Annotated in this window: 15 protein-coding genes; 4 read left to right on the forward strand and 11 right to left on the reverse strand. The window is 50.1% G+C overall.

All coding sequences use genetic code 11. From position 1 onward, the window contains the following. Positions 1-86 precede the first annotated feature (86 nt). Positions 87-1,130 carry a threonine aldolase family protein gene (locus NEV57_RS04575; RefSeq protein ID WP_257657120.1) on the forward strand — a complete coding sequence of 348 codons (1,044 nt, stop codon included), beginning with the start codon at positions 87-89 and terminating at the stop codon, positions 1,128-1,130. Positions 1,131-1,496: 366 nt separating this feature from the next. Next, positions 1,497-4,109 carry a TonB-dependent receptor gene (locus NEV57_RS04580; protein WP_257657121.1) on the forward strand — a complete coding sequence of 871 codons (2,613 nt, stop codon included), beginning with the start codon at positions 1,497-1,499 and terminating at the stop codon, positions 4,107-4,109. A 34-nt stretch (positions 4,110-4,143) separates the two neighbouring features. Here NEV57_RS04580 and NEV57_RS04585 read toward each other — a convergent pair whose 3' ends face one another. Continuing rightward, a complete protein-coding gene (locus NEV57_RS04585; protein WP_257657122.1) occupies positions 4,144-5,847 on the reverse strand; it encodes an FAD-dependent oxidoreductase in 1,704 nt (567 codons plus the stop codon). A gap of 126 nt (positions 5,848-5,973) precedes the next feature. On the opposite strand from NEV57_RS04585, the gene NEV57_RS04590 reads away from it, so the two are divergent. Both NEV57_RS04590 and NEV57_RS04595 read left to right on the forward strand, forming a co-directional pair. Then, a complete protein-coding gene (locus tag NEV57_RS04590; RefSeq protein WP_257657123.1) occupies positions 5,974-6,552 on the forward strand; it encodes a YbhB/YbcL family Raf kinase inhibitor-like protein in 579 nt (192 codons plus the stop codon). 85 nt (positions 6,553-6,637) lie between these two features. Beyond that, entirely contained in the window at positions 6,638-7,921 is a 1,284-nt protein-coding gene (locus tag NEV57_RS04595) for a glycoside hydrolase family 2 TIM barrel-domain containing protein (RefSeq protein ID WP_257657124.1), read from the forward strand. A 20-nt stretch (positions 7,922-7,941) separates the two neighbouring features. Here NEV57_RS04595 and dinB read toward each other — a convergent pair whose 3' ends face one another. From dinB to nagA, 10 genes are all read right to left on the reverse strand, one after another. After that, a complete protein-coding gene (gene dinB, locus NEV57_RS04600) occupies positions 7,942-9,000 on the reverse strand; it encodes a DNA polymerase IV (RefSeq protein ID WP_372340062.1) in 1,059 nt (352 codons plus the stop codon). A gap of 61 nt (positions 9,001-9,061) precedes the next feature. Further along, positions 9,062-10,180: a putative sensor domain DACNV-containing protein gene (locus NEV57_RS04605; RefSeq protein ID WP_257657126.1), complete on the reverse strand. Its 1,119-nt coding sequence runs from the start codon at positions 10,178-10,180 to the stop codon at positions 9,062-9,064. Between the two features lie 77 nt (positions 10,181-10,257). Continuing rightward, on the reverse strand, positions 10,258-10,998 hold the full coding sequence (locus tag NEV57_RS04610; RefSeq protein WP_257657127.1) for an SDR family oxidoreductase: 741 nt from the start codon (positions 10,996-10,998) through the stop codon (positions 10,258-10,260). A gap of 300 nt (positions 10,999-11,298) precedes the next feature. Further along, entirely contained in the window at positions 11,299-12,201 is a 903-nt protein-coding gene (locus tag NEV57_RS04615) for an NHL repeat-containing protein (protein ID WP_257657128.1), read from the reverse strand. 45 nt (positions 12,202-12,246) lie between these two features. After that, on the reverse strand, positions 12,247-15,498 hold the full coding sequence (locus NEV57_RS04620) for a heparinase II/III domain-containing protein (protein WP_257657129.1): 3,252 nt from the start codon (positions 15,496-15,498) through the stop codon (positions 12,247-12,249). Between the two features lie 49 nt (positions 15,499-15,547). Further along, positions 15,548-16,366, reverse strand: a complete 819-nt coding sequence (locus tag NEV57_RS04625) for an SDR family oxidoreductase (RefSeq protein WP_257657130.1) — start codon at positions 16,364-16,366, stop codon at positions 15,548-15,550. A gap of 52 nt (positions 16,367-16,418) precedes the next feature. Beyond that, positions 16,419-17,156 carry a hypothetical protein gene (locus tag NEV57_RS04630; RefSeq protein WP_257657131.1) on the reverse strand — a complete coding sequence of 246 codons (738 nt, stop codon included), beginning with the start codon at positions 17,154-17,156 and terminating at the stop codon, positions 16,419-16,421. Between the two features lie 44 nt (positions 17,157-17,200). Continuing rightward, positions 17,201-18,523: a sugar MFS transporter gene (locus NEV57_RS04635; protein ID WP_257657132.1), complete on the reverse strand. Its 1,323-nt coding sequence runs from the start codon at positions 18,521-18,523 to the stop codon at positions 17,201-17,203. Positions 18,524-18,593: 70 nt separating this feature from the next. After that, positions 18,594-19,355, reverse strand: a complete 762-nt coding sequence (locus tag NEV57_RS04640) for a glucosamine-6-phosphate deaminase (RefSeq protein WP_257657133.1) — start codon at positions 19,353-19,355, stop codon at positions 18,594-18,596. Positions 19,356-19,397: 42 nt separating this feature from the next. Further along, positions 19,398-20,612: an N-acetylglucosamine-6-phosphate deacetylase gene (gene nagA / locus NEV57_RS04645; protein WP_257657134.1), complete on the reverse strand. Its 1,215-nt coding sequence runs from the start codon at positions 20,610-20,612 to the stop codon at positions 19,398-19,400. Positions 20,613-20,694: the final 82 nt, after the last annotated feature.

Below are 20,694 nucleotides of genomic sequence, written 5' to 3' on the forward strand. Positions count from 1 at the left end.
TAATGTATAAAAATCCGTAAACTTGAGTTTCCGGAACCAGTCCGGATTACATGCGTTAAAGACCAGACAAAAGCCACGATAAAGTTATGATTGTAGACCTCCGTAGTGATACCCTAACCCGTCCCAGTCGCGAAATGCTGGATGCTATGATGACAGCCCGGGTAGGAGATGATGTTTTTGGCGAAGACGATACCGTAAAAGCATTGGAACAGCAGATCGCGACCATGTTCGGCATGGAGACGGCCCTTTTTTGCCCGTCAGGGACAATGGCCAATCAGATTGCCATCAAATGCCTCACCAATCCGATGGAAGAATTAATTACCGACCAGACCGCACATGTATACCGTTCCGAGAGCGGTGGAATCCCTTTTCATTCAGCGGTATCCGTGCGTACGCTCCGGGGCGAACGGGGCAAAATCACGCCGGCGCTCATTGCGCCCGAAATCAATGCCGATAGCATTACTGCCCCCCGGACATCGCTGGTGGTTCTCGAAAACACGGTGAACTGGGGAGGTGGCAGTTATTATACACTGGCAGAGATCTCGGAAATCGCTGCGCTCTGCCGTAACAGCGCATTGAAATTGCACCTCGATGGGGCAAGGATTTTTAATGCGCTGACCGAAACTGGGGACCTGACGATAAATTACGGTCAGTTCTTCGACACCATTTCGGTATGTTTATCCAAAGGGCTCGGCGCACCTGTTGGTTCGGTACTAATGGGTAATGGTGAACTCATCAAAAAAGCACGGAAAATCCGCAAAGTAATGGGTGGTGGAATGCGACAGGCGGGATTTTTAGCAGCAGCCGGTATTTACGCACTTGACCACAACATCGGGAAACTCAAGGCAGACCACCACCATGCACGGCAACTTGCATCGGCATTGAAGGGACAATACTATGTCAAAAGCGTGATGCCCGTGGATACCAACATCGTTATCTTTGAAGTAGCCGAAAACTATCAGACAGCAACGCTAATCAGGCAACTCGACCAGCACGGCGTGAAGTGCCTGGAATTCGGAAAGCAGCGCATCCGGTTTGTCACATATCTGGATATTACGCAGGAAATGATTGATGAGGTGATCATGGTGCTGAATAAGCTGCAATTAGCTGAAAAATCTTCAGGTGGTTAGCCAATCCCAATTGTGCCGATTCACGCTTCAACATGAAAATCAACCCTACCGGATCGACGTACCCGTGAGCCGGAATAACCGATTTCACCGATGTCAGGTCTATGATTTACCCAATCCAAATCGAAATAATATACTAATTAACAACGTGTTATGTTTAAACACAACATAATGTCTACTAATTATATAGATTTTATATAAAATATATATATTTGCAGCATTCACATATTAATTAGAAGTCATGAAGATCTATAGCTTACGCTCCAGCGGCCATCGAATGTCGCTTTTCCAAATCATTCCATGCATGTTAACTACTCATTCATCAATGCTGTCAACAGGACGGCGAAAAAAACACATAACAAAACAACAATGAAACGATTACCTATTAGCAAGACCATATGCACAAATACGTTTACAATTGGATTGTTTGTATTGACCGGACTGGGTCTGGTCGGACAATTTCCAACCGTACGTGCGCAAGAAACCACACCACTGGTGAACTCCATATTGGATGGCACCGTGGTAGATTCTGAAACCGGGGAACCGCTTGCGGGAGCCACCCTGCAGCTTGAAGGGATTACCCACATGACGAAATCGGATACCCGCGGTCAATTTCGTTTTGTTACCGGTCAGAAATTCCCTTACACCATCATTGTTTCCTATATCGGTTATATTACCAAAGAGGTAGTAGCGACGGGAAGTCCATTGGCTATAGCGTTGGACCGTAATGCCACCGGTTTGACAGAGGTGACTGTCACCTCCCGCCGGCGCCGAGAGCTTTTGCTCAATGTTCCCATTCCGGTTTCCGTAATCAGCGGAGCGTTGGCTGCGGATGCTGGCGCATTCAATGTCAATCGGTTAAAGGAACTGGTGCCCACGGTACAGTTATACTCGTCGAATCCACGGAATACAGGACTGAGTATCCGGGGACTTGGCACCACATTTGGCCTCACTAATGACGGCATTGACCCCGGTGTTGGATTTTATGTAGATGGAGTTTACTATGCACGTACCGCAGCTACCACGCTTGATTTCATTGATGTGGAACAGATTGAGGTGTTGCGCGGGCCGCAGGGCACTCTGTTCGGGAAGAATACGGTAGCGGGTGCATTCAACGTAACTACCCGCAAACCTACTTTTACCCCGGAAGGACAAGTGGAATTAAGTTATGGCAATTATGGTTTTATACAGGCGAAGGCTTCGGTGAGCGGTCCGCTCTCAAGGCATTTAGCCGCCCGCCTTTCATTCAGTGGCACACAGCGGGATGGCCTGTTGTATAACGTGGCTACGCAGAAACGGGTCAATGACCTGAATAACCTGGGTTTGCGGGGGCAGTTGTTATATGCACCTTCGGATCGGGTTCATGTATTGTTGGCCGGTGATCTGACCCGCCAGCGGCCGGATGGCTACGCCCAGGTATTTGCCGGGGTAGCGCCAACGTTGCGGCCGGCATATCGTCAATTTGAGCAAATTATTGCTGATCTTAACTATCAATTGCCCAGCAGGAACCCGTTTGACAGGTTAATAGACCACGATACGCCATGGCAGTCGGGGCAGGATCTTGGCGGTGCCTCAGCAAATATTGACATTAAGCTCGGAACAGGTACGTTAACTTCGACAACCGCGTGGCGTTTCTGGAATTGGGACCCATCCAATGACCGGGATTTTACCGGCTTACAGGGTCTGGCGCTATCCCAGGCACCTTCACGTCACGATCAATGGTCGCAGGAAATCCGTTGGGCAGGCGACTTCTCCCCGCGTGTCAGCGCGGTATTTGGTCTCTTTGCCTTCGGACAGTCATTGAATGCCAATCCTGCCCATACAGAAGAAGCGGGAAGGGACCAATGGCGGTTTTCACAGAATTCCGAAAGTCCGCTATGGCAAACACCGGGATTATTTGAAGGCTTTGGCATTAAAACCTACCCCAGCCTTCGCACATTCAGCGGCGCACTTTTTGGTCAGCTGGACTGGGCAGTCACCGACCGTTTACGTGTTTTACCCGGACTGCGGGTGAACTATGACGATAAGTCCGTTGATTTCCGGCGTGAACCCTATGGCGGACTGGAAACGGATGACCCGGAATTAATTGCCCTTAAGAATTCATTGTACAGTGCCCAGGCATTCACCGCCGATATCGACGACACGAATCTTTCGGGGCAGTTGACCGTCGCCTTTAAGGCATCGCAGCGGGTAAACACCTTTGCAACGTTCTCCACCGGATTCAAGCCGGTCGGACTAAACCTGGGTGGATTACCGAATTCGAACGGGCAGCCCTTGCTGGAACTGGCCGTGATTAAGCCGGAACGTGTACTGCACTACGAGGTGGGAATAAAGGCCCAGCCTACCCGGACTTCTTCCGTCAGCCTTACGGTGTATAACACTGATGTCCGCGATTACCAGGCTCAGGTACAGGCAGCAGATCTTTCGGTAAACCGGGGTTACTTAGCGAACGCGGAACAGGTTCGCGTTCGTGGTGTGGAATTTGACGGCAACATCAGGCTTGGCAATTTCTTATCACTCTACGGTTCACTTGCGTATACCGACGGCAAATATGTATCCTTCACGAATGCTCCCCCACCATTGGAAGAAACAGGTGGCCCAACATTTAAAGATATTTCCGGTGGCTTATTACCCGGGATTTCAGAGTGGGCGGCCTCCTTCGGCGGAGAAGCAGTAACACCATCAACCACTTTCCTGGGACAGACCGGCGAATTTGCCTTTGCGGTGGACGGCTTTTACCGGTCGTCGTTCTCATCGAGTCCGTCACCGTCTAAATACCTGGTTGTCGATGGTTATACACTGCTGAACGCACGGGTCGGATTCCGTGCGCCGCAGGGGGTATCCTTGTACGTCTGGGCACGCAACCTCTTCGATAAAGATTATTTTGAACAGCTATTACCCGGAGCAGGCAACGCGGGGCACTATGCCGGTGTACTGGGCGACCAGCGCACCTACGGTGTCACTTTGCGTTATGCGTTCTGAAGATAAACAAAGGTGGTCTATCCGGCCACCTTTGTTATTTTGGCCAATGCGTCTCTATTCCCTGCGACCGGATAAACTGCTGGAATTCTGCCAGCAAACCTGGTTTTTCGTACACCTGTCTAGGGGTGATTTTCTTACCAAGCGAATAGGCAACCAACATACCTGCTGCCTCGCCGATACCCCACTCCACCGGATGTAGGCGATAACATCCATTGGTAATATGCGTAGTGCCAATATTTTTATTGGCGGGCAGGATATTCTCCATCCGTCTGGGAAGAAGTGCCCCCAGCGGGATCTGGAACGGCAATGACCCAAAGTCTATGTAATTGTTTCCTCCTGTGCTCGGGTGCAGGTCGATATGATAGTAACCAACACCGATACTGTCGTGAAAATCAGCAGCCCGCGATGGTTCCTTACCAGTCACCAACATCCGGTTTTCCGCGCCAACGTGTTCCTCAAGAATAGTAAAAAGGGCCTTAATACGACGGGATTCCCTAACATATGGATACTTGGCCAAACCATCGGCCGTTCCCATGATATCCGGTCTGAGTCGCAAACCCGGCCACCCCGTCCCACCGTCGGGCCGTGGTGCTTCCGTCTGTAACCAGTATAACCACGACAAACTTAGTTGCTTTGCACGTGCAACGTGTTTCTTAAATACATTTTCGTCCACATCAACAATATTCCCAAGAAAATAATCGTTTTGCGGCCAGTTCACGATACTGATATCTCCACGGTAGGTACCGGGTGTAAAATTAGCTTTATTGATAATACGACGGTAATTCCACAGATTCAATGTGTCACCAGTGGATTTGCCTTCCGGATGGAATCCCAAATCTTTCGGTTTTAAGGTCTTGGGATCGGAATAATCAAGATCGAGCAGGTTTCCCGGCCATGCAGGTTGCATAGCAGGCACATAGCGCTGCCAAAACGCGTATTCTTCAGGTCGATTGATGACATGGCTTTCTCCCGGGATATAGTCCATGGCAAAACAGGCTGTAAATGCCTGGTTGTTTTCCGGGTTCCCTGTTTCGGGTGCGTGAAGCTCCCCGGTTTCTTTCCTTGATTCGGTACCGGTAACATATTCAGTACCTGTAAGTGGCAGTAAGTCACCAAGCTCGGTTGCATCCACAAAATAGGGTGCGGATAGCTGTACTTCCCTCCCTTCACGGAGATCCTTCGCCTTTAATCCATGTACCCGATCGCCGCTCACATCAGCCGCAATGATCTGATGTTCCAGCAATAATGTTAATTTTCCCGCACTTATGTAGGGTGCAAATAAGGCATGCAATACCGCCAAAGCCACCCGGGGTTCGTGGCATAGTGCCGAAACGGTGCCGTCCCCCGGATTGAAGTATCTCCGGCTTTTCGCCGTTTCGGTAAGCGGATAGTTTTGTATGTAAAATTGCCGGATACCCGCACGGAAGTCCCGGTAACATTGGGTGGCACCGTGTGTTTCAATCCATTGATGTTCATCCGGCGGCACACCCTGTTGGGTAAGCTGTCCGCCAATCCAATCGGTTTCCTCTGTCAGCACAACCCGCAAACCATTCCGTAATGCTGCCAGGGCCGCTGCACACCCTCCCAATCCACCCCCTGCAATGATCACATCTGCTGAAAATCCGTGCTGGTCCCGATCGGATACTGTCTGTATAGCAGCACCGCCCAGGGCAATAAATGGGTATCCGGTTAATGTCGTTGATGCCGCTACAGTTCCTCCCATAGCTAGCAATTCCATAAATTTTCGTCTTTCCATTGTAATTTAAGCAACGCAAATTAGCCAAAAATTCAGATCTTTACGATCACAAGCATTATGTTTGCACGGTATTTTTGAATGCTATTATTAACCCCGAATATGATTTACATGAAAAAGATCCTGTTAACTTTCGTTTCGTTTATGTCGCTAATCGCCCTGTGCAATGCACAATCGGCAACACCGGCCATGACACTGCATACCACGGCTTTTGAGGACGGCGGCATCATTCCCGTAAAATACAGTCAGGCCGCCGAAGGCGCTGCGCCGGGTGAGGGCACCTCGCCCGCATTGATGTGGGCAAATGCACCAACGGGCACCAAAAGCTTTGTGCTGCATATGCACGACGTGGATTTCGCGCGTGAAAAAACAACAGATGATCAGGTCCATTGGCTGGTCTGGAACATTCCGGCAGACAAAACAGAATTACCTGAAGGCCTGCCCCGGGGCGCACAATTGCCTGATGGCAGCTATCAGATCAGCGTAACGGGTCCGGTTTACCGGGGACCGGGTGCCGCGGCGAGTGGCCCCCTGCACCATTATGTTTTTGAGATCTATGCGCTGGATATCGTACTGGACCAGGAACCCGCTGCCGATGCCTTCCAAACCCGGACGGCCATTATGCAGGCCATGCAGGATCATGTCGTGGGCAAGGCGGCTTATGTGGGCCGTTTCCGGCGGCCGCAATAATTACCATATACGGTCAAATCACCCGCTTTCGGTGGTTGCCCTGGGCTGAATTAGTTAGTTGCTTACACCCATAAACTCTACTGCCATGCGTTTTACCCATGTGATGCTGCTGACCCTCACGGGGTGCCTGTTATTAATGACAGCTGCCGTGGCGCAGCATGCAAAGCCCATAAAAGTGGAACTGATTAAGCAGGGGGATACGTACACCCTGCTCCGCGGCGGCAAACCCTATTTTATTAAGGGGGCTGGTGGCTCAACTTATATGGACCGGCTAAGTGCATACGGCGGAAACTCCGTCCGGACGTGGGGTACAGCCAATGGACAGCAGGTGCTGGACGAGGCCCAACGACTGGGGCTTACGGTAACCATGGGAATCAATATGGCCCGCGAGCGTCACGGATTCGATTACAACGATGCGGAAGCCGTGGCGAAACAGCTCGAAACCGTACGTGCGGAAATATTGAAATTCAAAGATCATCCCGCACTGCTGGCCTGGGGAATCGGCAATGAACTCAACCTCGAATACACCAATCCGAAAGTCTGGGATGCTGTCAATGAAGTAGCTGAAATGATTCATGAGCTGGATTCCAATCACTTGGTGACCACGATGCTCGCCGGAATCAATCAGCGGGAGATTGACTATATCAAGGAAAAATGCCCGGCGCTTGATCTGATCTCGGTGCAGGTCTATGGCGGACTGGCAGCGGTGCCGGAACGAATCCGGGCTACCGGATGGGAAAAAGCCTATATGGTGACCGAATGGGGTCCAACCGGCCACTGGGAAAGTCCGCAAACACCCTGGAAAGCGGCTATTGAAGAAACCAGCAGTGAAAAGGCAGCGGTTTATAAAAGCCGTTACGAAGCGGCTATCATGAAAGACCGGCATTGCATCGGTTCCTATGTGTTTCTGTGGGGCCAGAAACAGGAACGTACCCCCACCTGGTACGGATTGTTCACGGAAGCAGGTGAAGAAAATGAGGTAGTGGATGTCATGCAATACCTATGGACCGGGCAATGGCCGTTGAACCGCGCCCCGCATTTGGATTCGATACGTCTGGACGGCAGGAAGGCCCTTGATTTCATTTACCTCCAACCCGGAAAAACGTATCCCCTGGATGTAGCGGTCACCGACCCGGATAACGACAGCCTGTCCACACGCTGGGAGCTGTTGCCGGAAAGTACGGACCTCAAATCGGGCGGCGACCGCGAAAGCAGGCCCCAAGCGATCCCCGGGCACGTGACCAACGCAACCGTCAGCCAGGCGAGATTCACCACGCCGGAACAATCTGGCGCTTACCGGTTATTTCTGTATGTTACCGATGGGCAAAACAATGTAGCAACAGCAAATATTCCCTTTTTTGTGCAATAGCGGCCGGAAGCCGAGACGCGCTAAAATAACTGGAGCTGTCCTCCCATCGCTTGCCCTCCCGGCGATTTTGCCGGCAGCGAAAAGTTAGAGATGCCCACCCCCAGCAGACGAATCCGCCGGTCCTGTAAGATGGCCTGTTCCAACAAGTGGGTAACGATGGAAAATATACGGTCGTAATCGTCTACCAATTCGGTAAGCGTCTGGCTGCGGGTCATGATGGTAAAATCATGAAATTTAAACTTTATAGTGATGGTCCGCCCCTTCAATTGGGCCCGCTGCAGTCGGGTTTCCAGTTTTTCGGTAAGCACGGCTAGTGCCGACCGCATGGAGGCTACCGATACCAGGTCTTCGGGGAAAGTATCTTCTACGCTGATTGATTTTGTTTCCCGATATGGCTGCACTTCCCGGTCATCGTGACCGCGTACAATCCGGTAATAAAACTTACCAGATTTACCGAAATGCCGCACAAGTTCAGCTTCCGTAAGCTGCTTCAAGTCTGCACCGGTATGCAACCCCATGGCTTTCATTTTGGCAGCCGTGATCTTCCCAACCCCAAAAAATTTTTCCACCGGAAGACTTTCCATAAACGTTTCGATTTTTGAGGGGCCAATGAACGTCAAGCCATCTGGTTTCTGTAAATCAGAAGCTACCTTGGCCACAAACTTATTAACGGAAACGCCCGCGGATGCGGTGAGCTGCAACTCGTCATGAATCGCCTGTTTAATGAAACGGGCAATAGCAATGGCCGAACCAACGCCCTGTTTGTCATGGGTTACATCCAAGTACGCTTCATCCAGCGAAAGCGGTTCTACGATATCGGTATAGCGACTAAAAATTGCTCGTATCTGCTTGGACACAGCCTTATACATCGCAAAACGGGGTGGCACAAAAATCGCGTCCGGACAGAGGCGCTGGGCTGTTTTAGCCGGCATTGCCGAACGGATGCCGAATTTCCGGGCCTCGTAACTGGCGGTTGCCACAACACCGCCCCGCCCCTCCGGTGACCCACCAACAATAAGGGGCTTGCCTCGGTAAGCGGGAAAGTCGCGCTGTTCTACGGAAGCATAGAATGCGTCCATATCAATATGAATGATTTTGCGTTGTTCCGTCACGATCAAATCGGATAAGACAACTCTATGATTACATCAGCAGGGTGTCAATCCGATGGCCATGCACCATCTGCTGCTTTGCTGACCACGAAAATACCGTGAACGTACCGTCCTGCGAGGCCACCATTGCCAGCGAATCATGCTGGTCATTCACAAACTGTGCCGCTGCCAGGTGCCGGGTTCCGCCGATTCCGGTGGCATCCAGCAACTGCACCGAACTCCCTGCAACGGGCTCGGTAATCATCAATTGTGCAACAGGCGCGGAGTGGGGTGACCGTGCCACTTTCGCGCCAAAGGCCAGTAAACGATGATCCTGCGTAATTACCGTGGCCCCGTCGATAGCAGAATACCCCCCAACAGCACTGACCATCTTCTGCATGGTATCCTGGCCATCCGGATGCTGCAACATGTCATCATCAGCAGGCAAAACAGCCTGTGGCTCCACCAGGTAGTTGATTGGCTGTACAATGGAGTGCAGCCATGCAGTGCTGTCTTTGGGCACGACCAGAAGTAACGCCCCACGCCCATGGCTACGCATAGCCAGTGCAAGGTTCACCAACAGATTTTCCGACTGATCTGCCACTGATCGATGAGTAAAGCCCAACAGGGTGGAAAGCATCCCCGGGCAGTCTGTTAATCCCCAATGATTGTTATCGATCACCTTGATCTGGTTCCCCTTCAATACTGCGATATTGATAAACTTCCGCATGGCATCATGATGCTTATGCTTAACCACCAGCAAGCCCGCTTCCACAACTTCCAATACCAGGCAGTGCACGGGCAGCTCATGTGTGGTACCCCAGATGTATAGCCGATCATCTTCTTTCCAAACACCCAAATGGATCCCTGGCTGCACCACGGCAGGAGACAGTTTAACAAGATTGTATGGCGTAAACCGCTGTTGGTGGAGAAAGACCAAGTTACTCCCGGTCATATCCGGTGGTGCAAAAGCCAATGATATCTTAGGTTCATAACCTTCCTCCCGACGCAGGCTTGCCCAGAATGCAGTATCAATTAATGCTTCAATAATGGGGATATCCGGAAGGTACCCCACCGTCTCAGACTGATGGAGGCCTGCCTGTTTTTCCAGGTAAGCAGCAACCTGGTCGGCTACCACCTTTGCCGCTAAATATGTAGGTTCTGAAATCATCCGCTAATGATCCGTGCCGCTTACCGATACGGTATGATGACATCGGCGTTCTACAAACTTAGCTAAATTCTTTTATATCAGCTTACCTGCGCGGTCGGCCGTAATAAGATTTCGTTAACGTCATATTCATCCGGCTGTTCAATGGCATAAGCAATCGCACGGGCAATGGCATCAGCTGGTATCGCGATACGTCCCAATCCTGCTTTGATATCCGGATTGGTGACCGCATGGGGCAATTCCGTTTTGATGGCTCCCGGGGAGATGATGGTTGTGCGGATATTATACGGTTTGGATTCCTGCCGGAATCCCTCGGAAATGGCCCGAACGGCAAATTTGGTCGACGAATAAATAGCACTCTCCCCATTAAGCGGAACACGCCAGCCGGCTACGGACGCCACATTAATTACATGTCCGCTTTGCTGTGCTTTCATGTAAGGGAGGACTGCGCCGATTCCGTACAACACGCCCTTGATGTTCACGTCAATCATCCGGTCCCAATCGTCGTATTGCAATTCTTCAATCCGGGACAGGGGCATAATGCCTGCATTATTAATGAGCACATCGACTTTGCCAAATGCGCTGATGGTGCCGTCAACCAACGCCTGAACGGCCACGCGATCGGTCACGTCAGTTTCAAAAGCCACTGCCTTTCCTCCTGCTGCTGTGATCTCCTCCACCAGCTTATCCAATCGATCCTTACGCCGTGCACCCAATCCTACCAGGCCCCCATTAGCGGCCAGGTCCTTTGCAGCAGCTTCACCAATACCGCTGCTTGCTCCCGTAATGACAATGACTTTCCCGTTTATGTTGTTTTCCATTTTTAAATTCCTTAGTTAATTGAACCATGAATAGGCATCAAAATTAACAATTTTGATCCAATCACCCCCTGCAGCTGCACCAAGCCCCGCTTAGGGTTGGGTTTCGGACCGGTTAGGGGTTGGCTTCGGAGCTCATTCGGTACTTGTTCGACACTCGTTCGACTCGGCTTCGGGTTTTTCCCGAATGAGTGTCGAACGAGTGTCGAACAAGCATCGACGGAGTGTCGACGGAGACAGCAAGAAGCTCTGAAGCCAACCCCTAACCAGTCCCTACATGGATAGAAACCGGACAGCAAGCTGTTACTCCCGGATTTCCATGCGGTAAGCAACTAACCGATTATCATGGAATGTTGGTATAACCAGTAGCTTTTCATTCGGAATGTATCCAATATCTGCAGCATTGATTGCCTGGTCTTTGGTATCAAGAATTTTCTGCTGTTTCCCATTTTCGTCTATGAAATACACCTCCCCTTTCCAGCTGGAGGTCAGGTAACGGCCACCTTCAAGTGGAATGATCCCATCTACCTGTCCGAGGCCGGCTACCCGCGTTTCAATTGATCCGTCACCTAAATTAACCGCTTTAAGGCTACCGCCATGGGAAGAAGCTACAAGCAGTTCATCGCCGTTGATCAATACCCCATTAGGGGTCTCCAGGCTATCACTCTGTACGATCATTTTCGCCTGCCCGTCCGGGCTCACCCGGAAAATTCCATTCGTTTTTGAATCCGCGGCATAGATCGTCCCGTCTTCAGCGATATCCATTCCATTGAGTGCGCCCGCACCATCCACCGTAATCCGTTCGACTATCTTTCCTGTCGCAATATCAATTTTCACAATGGTATTGCGGTCATTGACATACAGAAAATCGCCATGCACTTCATTTCCAAGCGGACCTTTAAAGCCGGTTACCCATTTGGCATTTTTTATGCTTCCATCTGCGCCAACCAACGCAATATAACCTGCGTTTTCTGCATCACTTTGCCTATTGATGTTAGACACGTAAAACTGGTTTCTTGCAGGGTCATAGGTAACACATTCCGGTGTGATGAGGGATGTGGTATCTGTTGCCCAAGCCTGGGATAATACGACTGATATACTGTCTGTCGATGACGTAGCGGTATTGGTCTGTTCATCAGACCCACCGTTCGGATTACCACAAGCGGCCATGCATAGCACCGTGGTCATCATAAATACATGCTTCATAGGACTATCCTTTGGTTTTTACCAATCCCACAACATTCAGGCCAACTACTTGACGGACAGCTTCCCTTCGCCAGCCGGCAGCTGAATGGTTAATTCTTTCGTATTTTTATTATACGTGTAATTTTTTATGCGTTGACCGTTTAACATGACAGCTGAGACACCCCCGTCATAACGGATGGTAACCGCGGCTGCCTCATCAATATAGTAATGTAATTCGTTGCCTGACAATTCAAACGTAATCGGAATACCTGCGCTGACTGCCACATGCTGGTCCTGATAGGTCGTGGCACGTGCAACGAAGACCGGTTCTCCCTGTCCATAGGCAATAGCCAATGCATCGGTGGTAAACCCACCGACCTGGTAGGCTGTTCCGGGGTTAGTAGAAAATGCAAACTGCTGGCCGGACACCGTTCCCTGCATGAATCCGTCACCCGCCTGTGTCGCAACATCGGGTTTGCCGCCCAATGCCGTAGCCGTAAATAAATTGGCCATAACCAGGGGCTTACCCTGTGTCTTGCCGGTCACGGTAAGCATGCCTTCCCGTTCAAGCGGCCTCATGTTAAGCAGTGTCTTGAGGTAATGCGGCGTTTTCACCGCTTCCACGTTCACCTGTTGTGGCGCTAAGTGCATGATATGCAGTGTCGCCTCATTTTTAGTAATGGTCGATTCCTTCGCACCTGCCTGGATATCTTCAAAACGCTTGGCCTGATACAGTAAATTAATTTCCGCATCTTTTTCAGCAGGTGCCGCCACGTCAAGCATCAGCACGGCATTGGGTTTAAGGAACAGCACGTTCCTGCGCAGGCTCTTAACCTCGCCCCAATATAGCTTACCGATGTCACCCGTCACATAAGATGCGTGCTTGCCGTCCAAAAAATGGGAGATGAACGCATGGTCATCAAAACCGGGAGCAAAGCTCCTATGGTCGCCCGTCCGCTGGCTTTGATGGTTACCGTTGACCAGGATTGTGGAGTGCCCCACTGGCTGCGTAAGCCACGACTCGTAAATAGGATCATCGTAATAATTGGAGTTAGCCAGCGGCCGCTCTTCAATAAATATTTCGCCCCGGTCGGCCAGCCAAAAACTACCCTGGTCAATATGCTGGTGGTTATAGAACGGTCCCGTCCGCATAACAAAGACAAAATCGTCCGTTTCCCAGCCTCCCTTAAATACCGTGGTGCCGATATCACGGAATACCTTAACCGGGTTTTCGTCAAAAGGATCATCCTCCGGAATATCCTCCGTATAGAAAACCACATCTTCATATGTGGCTTTATCGAAATTCCGGAATCGTTCAAAACGGTCCGTACCATGCCCTTCCCCGGTGGCACCCGTCGGCGCTGCGGTGTTATCCTGCCTTAGAAAATGATAAAACCAGCTTAACCGCGGATCCTTATATTTGCCAAGCAAATAGGCCCAATTCGTCGCCGTAGTTAAATTTCCACCCGAATCGCCGTATTCAAACCACCGTTTGCCTTTCACCCAGCCAGCCCAGATATATTCGTTATAGGTGTTCCGCATGGGTGCCGACATATCGATATGAAACACATTCTCCAACGACGGCAGGCTATAAGACAGGTTTTGGAAACTGTAATTATTATAACCAAATCCTTCACCCCAAGCCCCGTCTTCGGAATCCGTCACATTGTGGGCAAATTTATCCAGTTTCAGGATGGCACCTGTAAAATAGGGTTCCAATTGTTCTGTATCCGGTCCGTCCTGGAAGATTGCCGCCATGCTCATTAATGAGCCACCTACCGTCATTGCCAGCCAATTCGAGGTTCCGGCTGTAATGTTATCATTATACACATAGGTTCTATGCACCCCCTCCACAATGTTTTTCATGATCGCTTCCCGGATTTTCAACCGTTCATCCTCGCTCATAAAGTCGTATACCAGGTCATACGCCTCAGCCAGCCGGTGCGACCAGCTTCCGGTACGGTGTTCACTGAAACGGCCACGTTTGGTTTGCCAAGGGTGTGTCCAGTCCGGCCAGGCGGCAAGCCTCAGCAATACCGCTTTGACATAATTTCCCGCCTCGGTATCGTGGTGAAAAGCATAAGCCCTGGCATTCAGCCGGAGTGCCTCGCCTGTGTGGTAGATGCGTGACCCCCAAGCGGCCCACGTTGGCAGCCAGTTTTCATCAGGGAATTGGTCGAGGTCATAGATCAGGCTCTCTGCAGGAATATCTTCCCGCTGTTTCTTAGCCTGTACTAAAATATCGTCATATACCTGTTGATAGCGTTCGTCCTGGAACCGTTGAGCGATTTTTTCTTTCCCTTCCGCATCAAAAAGCAGGCGCGGATGCTGTCCGCCAATCGCTTTCGGTGCGATATGAATCGTAAATACCGTATTGGCCAGCTGCTTGTTGCCTTTGCGCGCCGTTAATGTTGCCAAATACAGCCCTTCCGGAAACGCAAGTTTAATACCCTTAGTCGCCCACGTAGCGGACTGGTTACTTAAATTCCCTTCATACACCGTGTTGTTTTGATCAAAATAAGGCGCAATCCGTAACGTTACCTTGTCTGCATCGGTTACCCAGGTTCCCTTCAGCTGGAACTCATCTCCCGCATAATAGTGTTTTTTTGGAATGTAGGGTTTGAATTCCGGCAGTTTAACCACCTCCGGTTCATTAAATTGGAACGCCGCAACCCGCGCTCCCTTAAACGTGATGTCATCCAATCCCAAGTATATCGGCATGTCCGGATCCGCATCCGGAAATTTCGTAAGGAAAGCCAATGCATTGATCTTTACCCGGTCCTTACCGGCAATTGCCGGGTTTTGCGCCACAAAATCATCGTAGGATACCGTTACCCATTCCCATTTGTTAAGTGTAGGTGCAGGTATCGTAACGTCCAATTTGCCATATTCCCCTGCAGCAAACCGCACCTTATACCATTCCGCTGGAATATTGGCCTTTAAATAATACCTGAATTTTACTGTTGCCCCCGGCACAAGGTACATGTCCAGCAGTTTCTGCGCACCGGCATAATTATCGACATTCGTATAGGGTGTTACTTTCTGAACGACAGAAATATTGGGATCACCGGAGACAATTTCGTTTACCCTGAAATTCTGGTTATAAGCGATGTCCTGCCAATGGGGATACGATGCCCAGGCTCCCAGGGCCCGGTCCTCAAAATCATCGGTATACGTCCATGGCTCCAGGATGACGTCCACGGGATCCTGATCCGTTGTTTGTATTGTTTTTGGTTGCTCACCGATATCCGTTTTCGTCGGTAGTACCGCGCTGGCCAACAGGGGCAGCGTAATTGCCATTAGCACTTTTAAAGACATGGTTTTATAATTAGGTATTTTAATTGGAATATTTTGGTTAGGCGGGGCACTAAACCCCGCTGAATATTGAAAAGCCCCCGTCTACACAGATCATTGCACCGGTCACAAATTTGGACGCGTCGCTCAACAACCACACAATCGCACCTTTTAACTCATCCGGGTGGCCGAATCGCTTATAAGGGGTTTGCCGGATGACTGATGCGCCCCGGTCGGTGTAGCCGCCGTCCGGTGTAGTAAGCAGGTTGCGGTTCTGTTCAGTGAGGAAAAAGCCAGGCGCCAGCGCATTCATCCGCAATTTATCACCGTACCGGTTCGCCAGTTCAACGGCAAACCACTGATTATAACAATCCATGGCTGCTTTTCCCATGTTATAGCCCAGCACGCGGGTAACCGCACGCTTGGAATTCATAGAAGAAATATTAACGATGCTGCCGTATTCGGCGGTATTCGCCATGGCCTCACCGAAAACCTGTGTGGGTAATACGGTGCCCCAGAGGTTAACTTCCATCACTCGTTTCATCCCGGCCAGGTTCATTTTAAAAATATCTTCACCGGGTAATAACACCCCCTCCGGCATATTGCCACCGGCGGCATTTACCAGCCCGTCAATTTTCCCAAATTCACTGAGTGTCTTATCTTTTGCTTCCAGCAATTGCTTTTCATCCAGTACATCCGCTACCAGAGCGATAGCCCTACCCCCCTGTTGATTGATCTGATCGGCACGCTGGTGAGCCACCTCTGCATTCCGGCCCAGTATGCCCACGGCTCCGCCCGCCTCCACAATCCCGTTAATAAACGCTTCTCCTAAAATTCCGGTACCACCGGTAACTACAATCACTTTTCCTGCTAATGAAAAATTATCTGCCATTTCCGCTATTGTTATTTTTATGAATTCATTGTTTATTTCGTTCCCGCGACCATCATTTGGTGTAGATCGACAGGTCTTTGATCAGACCGATGGCAGGGAGTCCCGCGGTACCCCTTAACCTAAAGGCAATATGCCCGCCGGTTATGAGAGAGTCATCCACCATGCTGACAACCTCTTTACCGTCTATTGACAGCCACAATTTAGTGCCTTCCCTCCCCGCTTCAATATCATAATATACCCCGGCAATCATCCCGTCCTGTCCCGGTGCGTTAGCCTGTTTTTCCGCTGCCGGATTCTTGGTGATAAAAGGGGTTCCTCCATGGGGTGCGTTCTTGAAGGCAAAAAAGTAATTGCGCGTTTCCGAAGTCCAGAACCCCATCGTGCCATCGTAATTTCCAGGAACAGTCAATTGATCACCCGACTGGTCCTTGGCCGACAGAACGGTTACGAAAACAGTTGCCGGGGACAGGGCAAGCGCCTTGTACCGTACAACGACGTCTCCTTCATAATACCGCGGACTCAATAGCATGACCCCTTTCGACTGGCCGGTTTCCTCAAGACTGACCTGTTCACCCATGACACTCGCAACCTTACCGTCGCCCAATAATTGCCAAGCCGCCAGTTCATCAGGGAGTACCTGCTCCGCTGTCCATCCATCGGCATTAAAACCCGTATCATTTTTTTCGGTTTCTGCATGGGGTTCCGTAGTCACCGGGGCATTACAGCCCGCGTAAACTCCCGCTAACATCAACAAGAGGCAGAGTAAGGAATTTTTATTACGTTTCATCATTATACTCATCTTTCGATTCAAAAGAAGGGTTAATTATTCAACCACTATTTTGACCAGTTTTTGATCCGGTGGCCCCAAATGGCGTAAAACAGGATATACAGATAACAAGGCATTAATACCCAATATGCCGACCGCTCATTGTAATGATCGGCCAGGAGTCCATACATCATCGGCAATACGGCATTTCCGGAAAGTCCCATAACGATAATTGAAGAACCAATTTTCGTAAACCTGCCCAGTCCGTTTATTGCTAAAGGCCATATCGCCGGCCCCACCAGCGAATTAGCCAGCCCCAGCATAACCACGAACCAGATAGACCAATCCGCTGTGTGTCCAAGGAATGTAACCGAACCATGGCTATATACGATCAGCAGGGTAAAAATGGCACCCAAAATAGCACAGACCTTCAGCGCATTACCCTGCGAGATAAATCTCGGGATACAGATAACACCGATAAAGTAACCAATAATGGCAGTAAACAGGGTATAAGATGGAAATGCCTTTGCCTCCAATAAGCCGATCCCCATGGTTTCCGCGTAGCTGATGATGGTATCGATGGATACCACCTGCGTGCCCACGTGAAGAAACCAGGCAAAAGCACCTAATATTAAATGCGGGAATTGCAGGATGCTTGTTTTCGAAGAATTAGATACCGCCACATCGTCCGTCTCATGCTCGGTGTCGATCTCCGGAAGCGGAGAATAACGGATTAATAATCCGAAAACGATCAATGCAATGCCAACACAGGTATAAGGCAGGACAACCCGGCCGATTAATTCTTCCAGTGCCGCTGTCTTGGCCGCACCGGTCATGCTCGGCAGCTGCTCAAACAGCTGTGCATCGGATTCACGTAGTACTACGGCTGCAAAAATCAGCGGCGCCAGTATGCCGGCACCTTTGTTGCAAATCCCCATGATACTCATCCGCTGGGCACCCCGTTCTATCGGGCCAAGTATCGTTACGTACGGATTTGCCGCAGTCTGCAGCATCGCCAGTCCGGCCCCGATGGAAAACAGCCCGAACAGGAAGATCGGATAAGCCATTGCCGCCGCTGCCGGTATAAATACCAGCGCCCCCACCGCCATTGCCCAGAAACCGAGCATCATCCCCTTTTTAAATCCGATCCGCTTCAGCAGAAAGGAGGACGGGACCGAAAAAATAAGATACGAAATGTAAAATGCAAAGGCAACTAAATAAGATTCAAAATGAGATAATTCAAACCCGATCCGGAAGTAAGGGATCAGGATGGCGTTGATCCACGAAACGAATCCAAACATAAAAAAAAGGAACGCGATGATAAATATGCCTTTCATCGATTCCTTAACACTTAGCGTGCCTGCAAGTACGGTTTTAGGAGAATTAGCCATGGTTTATTTTGGTATAGTAATCATAAAATAGCGGGATCTCCAGGTTGGAAATCCCGGGTGTGCTGCGAACTTAATAGGTTAATTTCGCAGCACTGTCTTCATCAATATACAATACAGCATTTGCTTTCTTGCGCAGTATTGTCGACGGAAACATTTCCGAAATATCGTTATTTACAGTGTGATATATGGCATCTGCCTTAAATTTCCCCGGAACAATGGCATAGGCATATTTCGCTTCCAGCAACGCAGGTATGGTAATCGTAATGGCATGGCTAGGCACATCCTCGATCAGGGGGAATGCACCATCATTCACCTGCTGTAAGCGACAATCCTGATCGAGGTCAACAACCTTCACCACCAACGGATCGTTGAAATCGGCTACATGCGGATCATTGAACGCCAAATGCGTATTTTCACCGATACCCAGTATAACAATATCAACCGGGTATTTAGCTAACAGTGCTGCATACCGGTTGCACTCGCCCTGCGGATCGCCGGTATTCCCGTCCATGTAGTGCACCTGCCCTACCTGTACCTTGGAAAAGATCCTGTCTTTTAAAAAGTTGGCAAAACCCTGCGGTGCATCCGGGTTCAATCCGATATATTCATCCATGTGGAAGGCAACGATGCGCGACCAGTCAATGTCTTTTTTTACGAGCTCGGCTAAAAATTCGTTTTGCGAGGGTGCCGATGCAAAAATAATGCTCACCAATTCCTGCTGTGCAAGCAGTGCGTTGATTTTAGCAGCGATCTGTTCTGCCGCTGCCCGACCCAGGGCCGGCCGGTCTTCATGAATCTGGATGTTCAGCTGATCTTTCTTGATTTCTTTCATAGCAAAAATGTAATGGTAATTAGCAACATATAACTCGAACGGTTAGGACGCCCGGGAATCCCGTGTGCTGTCGTAAACCACTTCTCCGTTAATAATGGTTTTGTCAATCTCAATATCCTGATTAAAAATTACAATATCCGCATCCATTCCCGGGAGCAATACGCCTTTCTGGCTGTCTACACCCAAGATCCGTGCTGGGGTTTGCGTAATCATCCGGACGGATTCGAGGAGCGGCACCTCGGCTATTTGTACCATCGTACGCACCAGCCGGTCTGTCGTGGCCACACTGCCGGCAAAAGAACTCCGGTCGGGCAGTTTGGCAACGCCATCTTCCACAATGACTGGCAGTCCATCGTGCAGGCTACCCAGGATACTCTCGCCCGGCGGCAGTCCGGCTGCCCGCATGGCGTCCGTGATCAGTGCCGTGCGGTCGACACCCTTTATCTTATAAATCAGTTTCAGCAGGGGAGCGGGTAGGTGTACCCCGTCGGCAATGATTTCCACGTCCATCTCGTCAATCAGGTATGCGGCTTCAATTGCCCCGGCATACCGCATCGCATTCTTACGTGACACCCCTGCCATACAGGAATAGAAATGTGTAGCCAGCGAATAGCCATTTTCAAAACCCAGCAATGCTTCCTCATACGTCGCATCAGTATGAGCCAACGCAACAAGAATACCATTGGATTTCGCATACTGTGCAAACGCCAGGGCGCCGTCCAGTTCAGGCGCAGCACTCCAGCGTTTTATATCCTTCGAGTGCTGGATAATCTCCCTATATTCCTCCGGTTTCGGATTCCGGATATACCGGGGGTCCTGTGCGCCACGCTGATTCATGGCAAAATAAGGTCCCTCCAAATGTACACCCAGGAACTGCGCACCTTTGGTGTTATTCCTGTTGGCCGATTTATAAATATCCAGCGTACGGAGCAGTTCCTCAGTTTCACTGGTCAATGTCGTCGGGAGCATTGCCGTTGTACCATGCTTGGCATGGGCCTCCGCAATTTTAAGAAATGCTTCTTCGGTACCGTCCATAAAATCATGACCGCCACCGCCGTGTACATGGATATCGATAAAACCCGGTGCCACATATTGCCCTCCGGCGTCAATTTCCACGGCATCCGGGAGATCAACACGCTGATCCCCCACCGCAAGGATCTTACCGTCCTTTACGATTATTGTACCCGATTTAATGGTTCGATATGGTGTCAGTATTTGTCCGTTAACGATCTTAATGTTTTTTCCTGAATTGTGCATGTATAAAGTCTAATGAAGTATGGATAAAAGAAAGTTTCATATATATAGACCATGAAAAATGGAAAAGTACCATCCCGATCTA

The sequence above is a fragment of the Parapedobacter lycopersici genome (assembly GCF_024643285.1).
GTDB lineage: Bacteria > Bacteroidota > Bacteroidia > Sphingobacteriales > Sphingobacteriaceae > Parapedobacter > Parapedobacter lycopersici.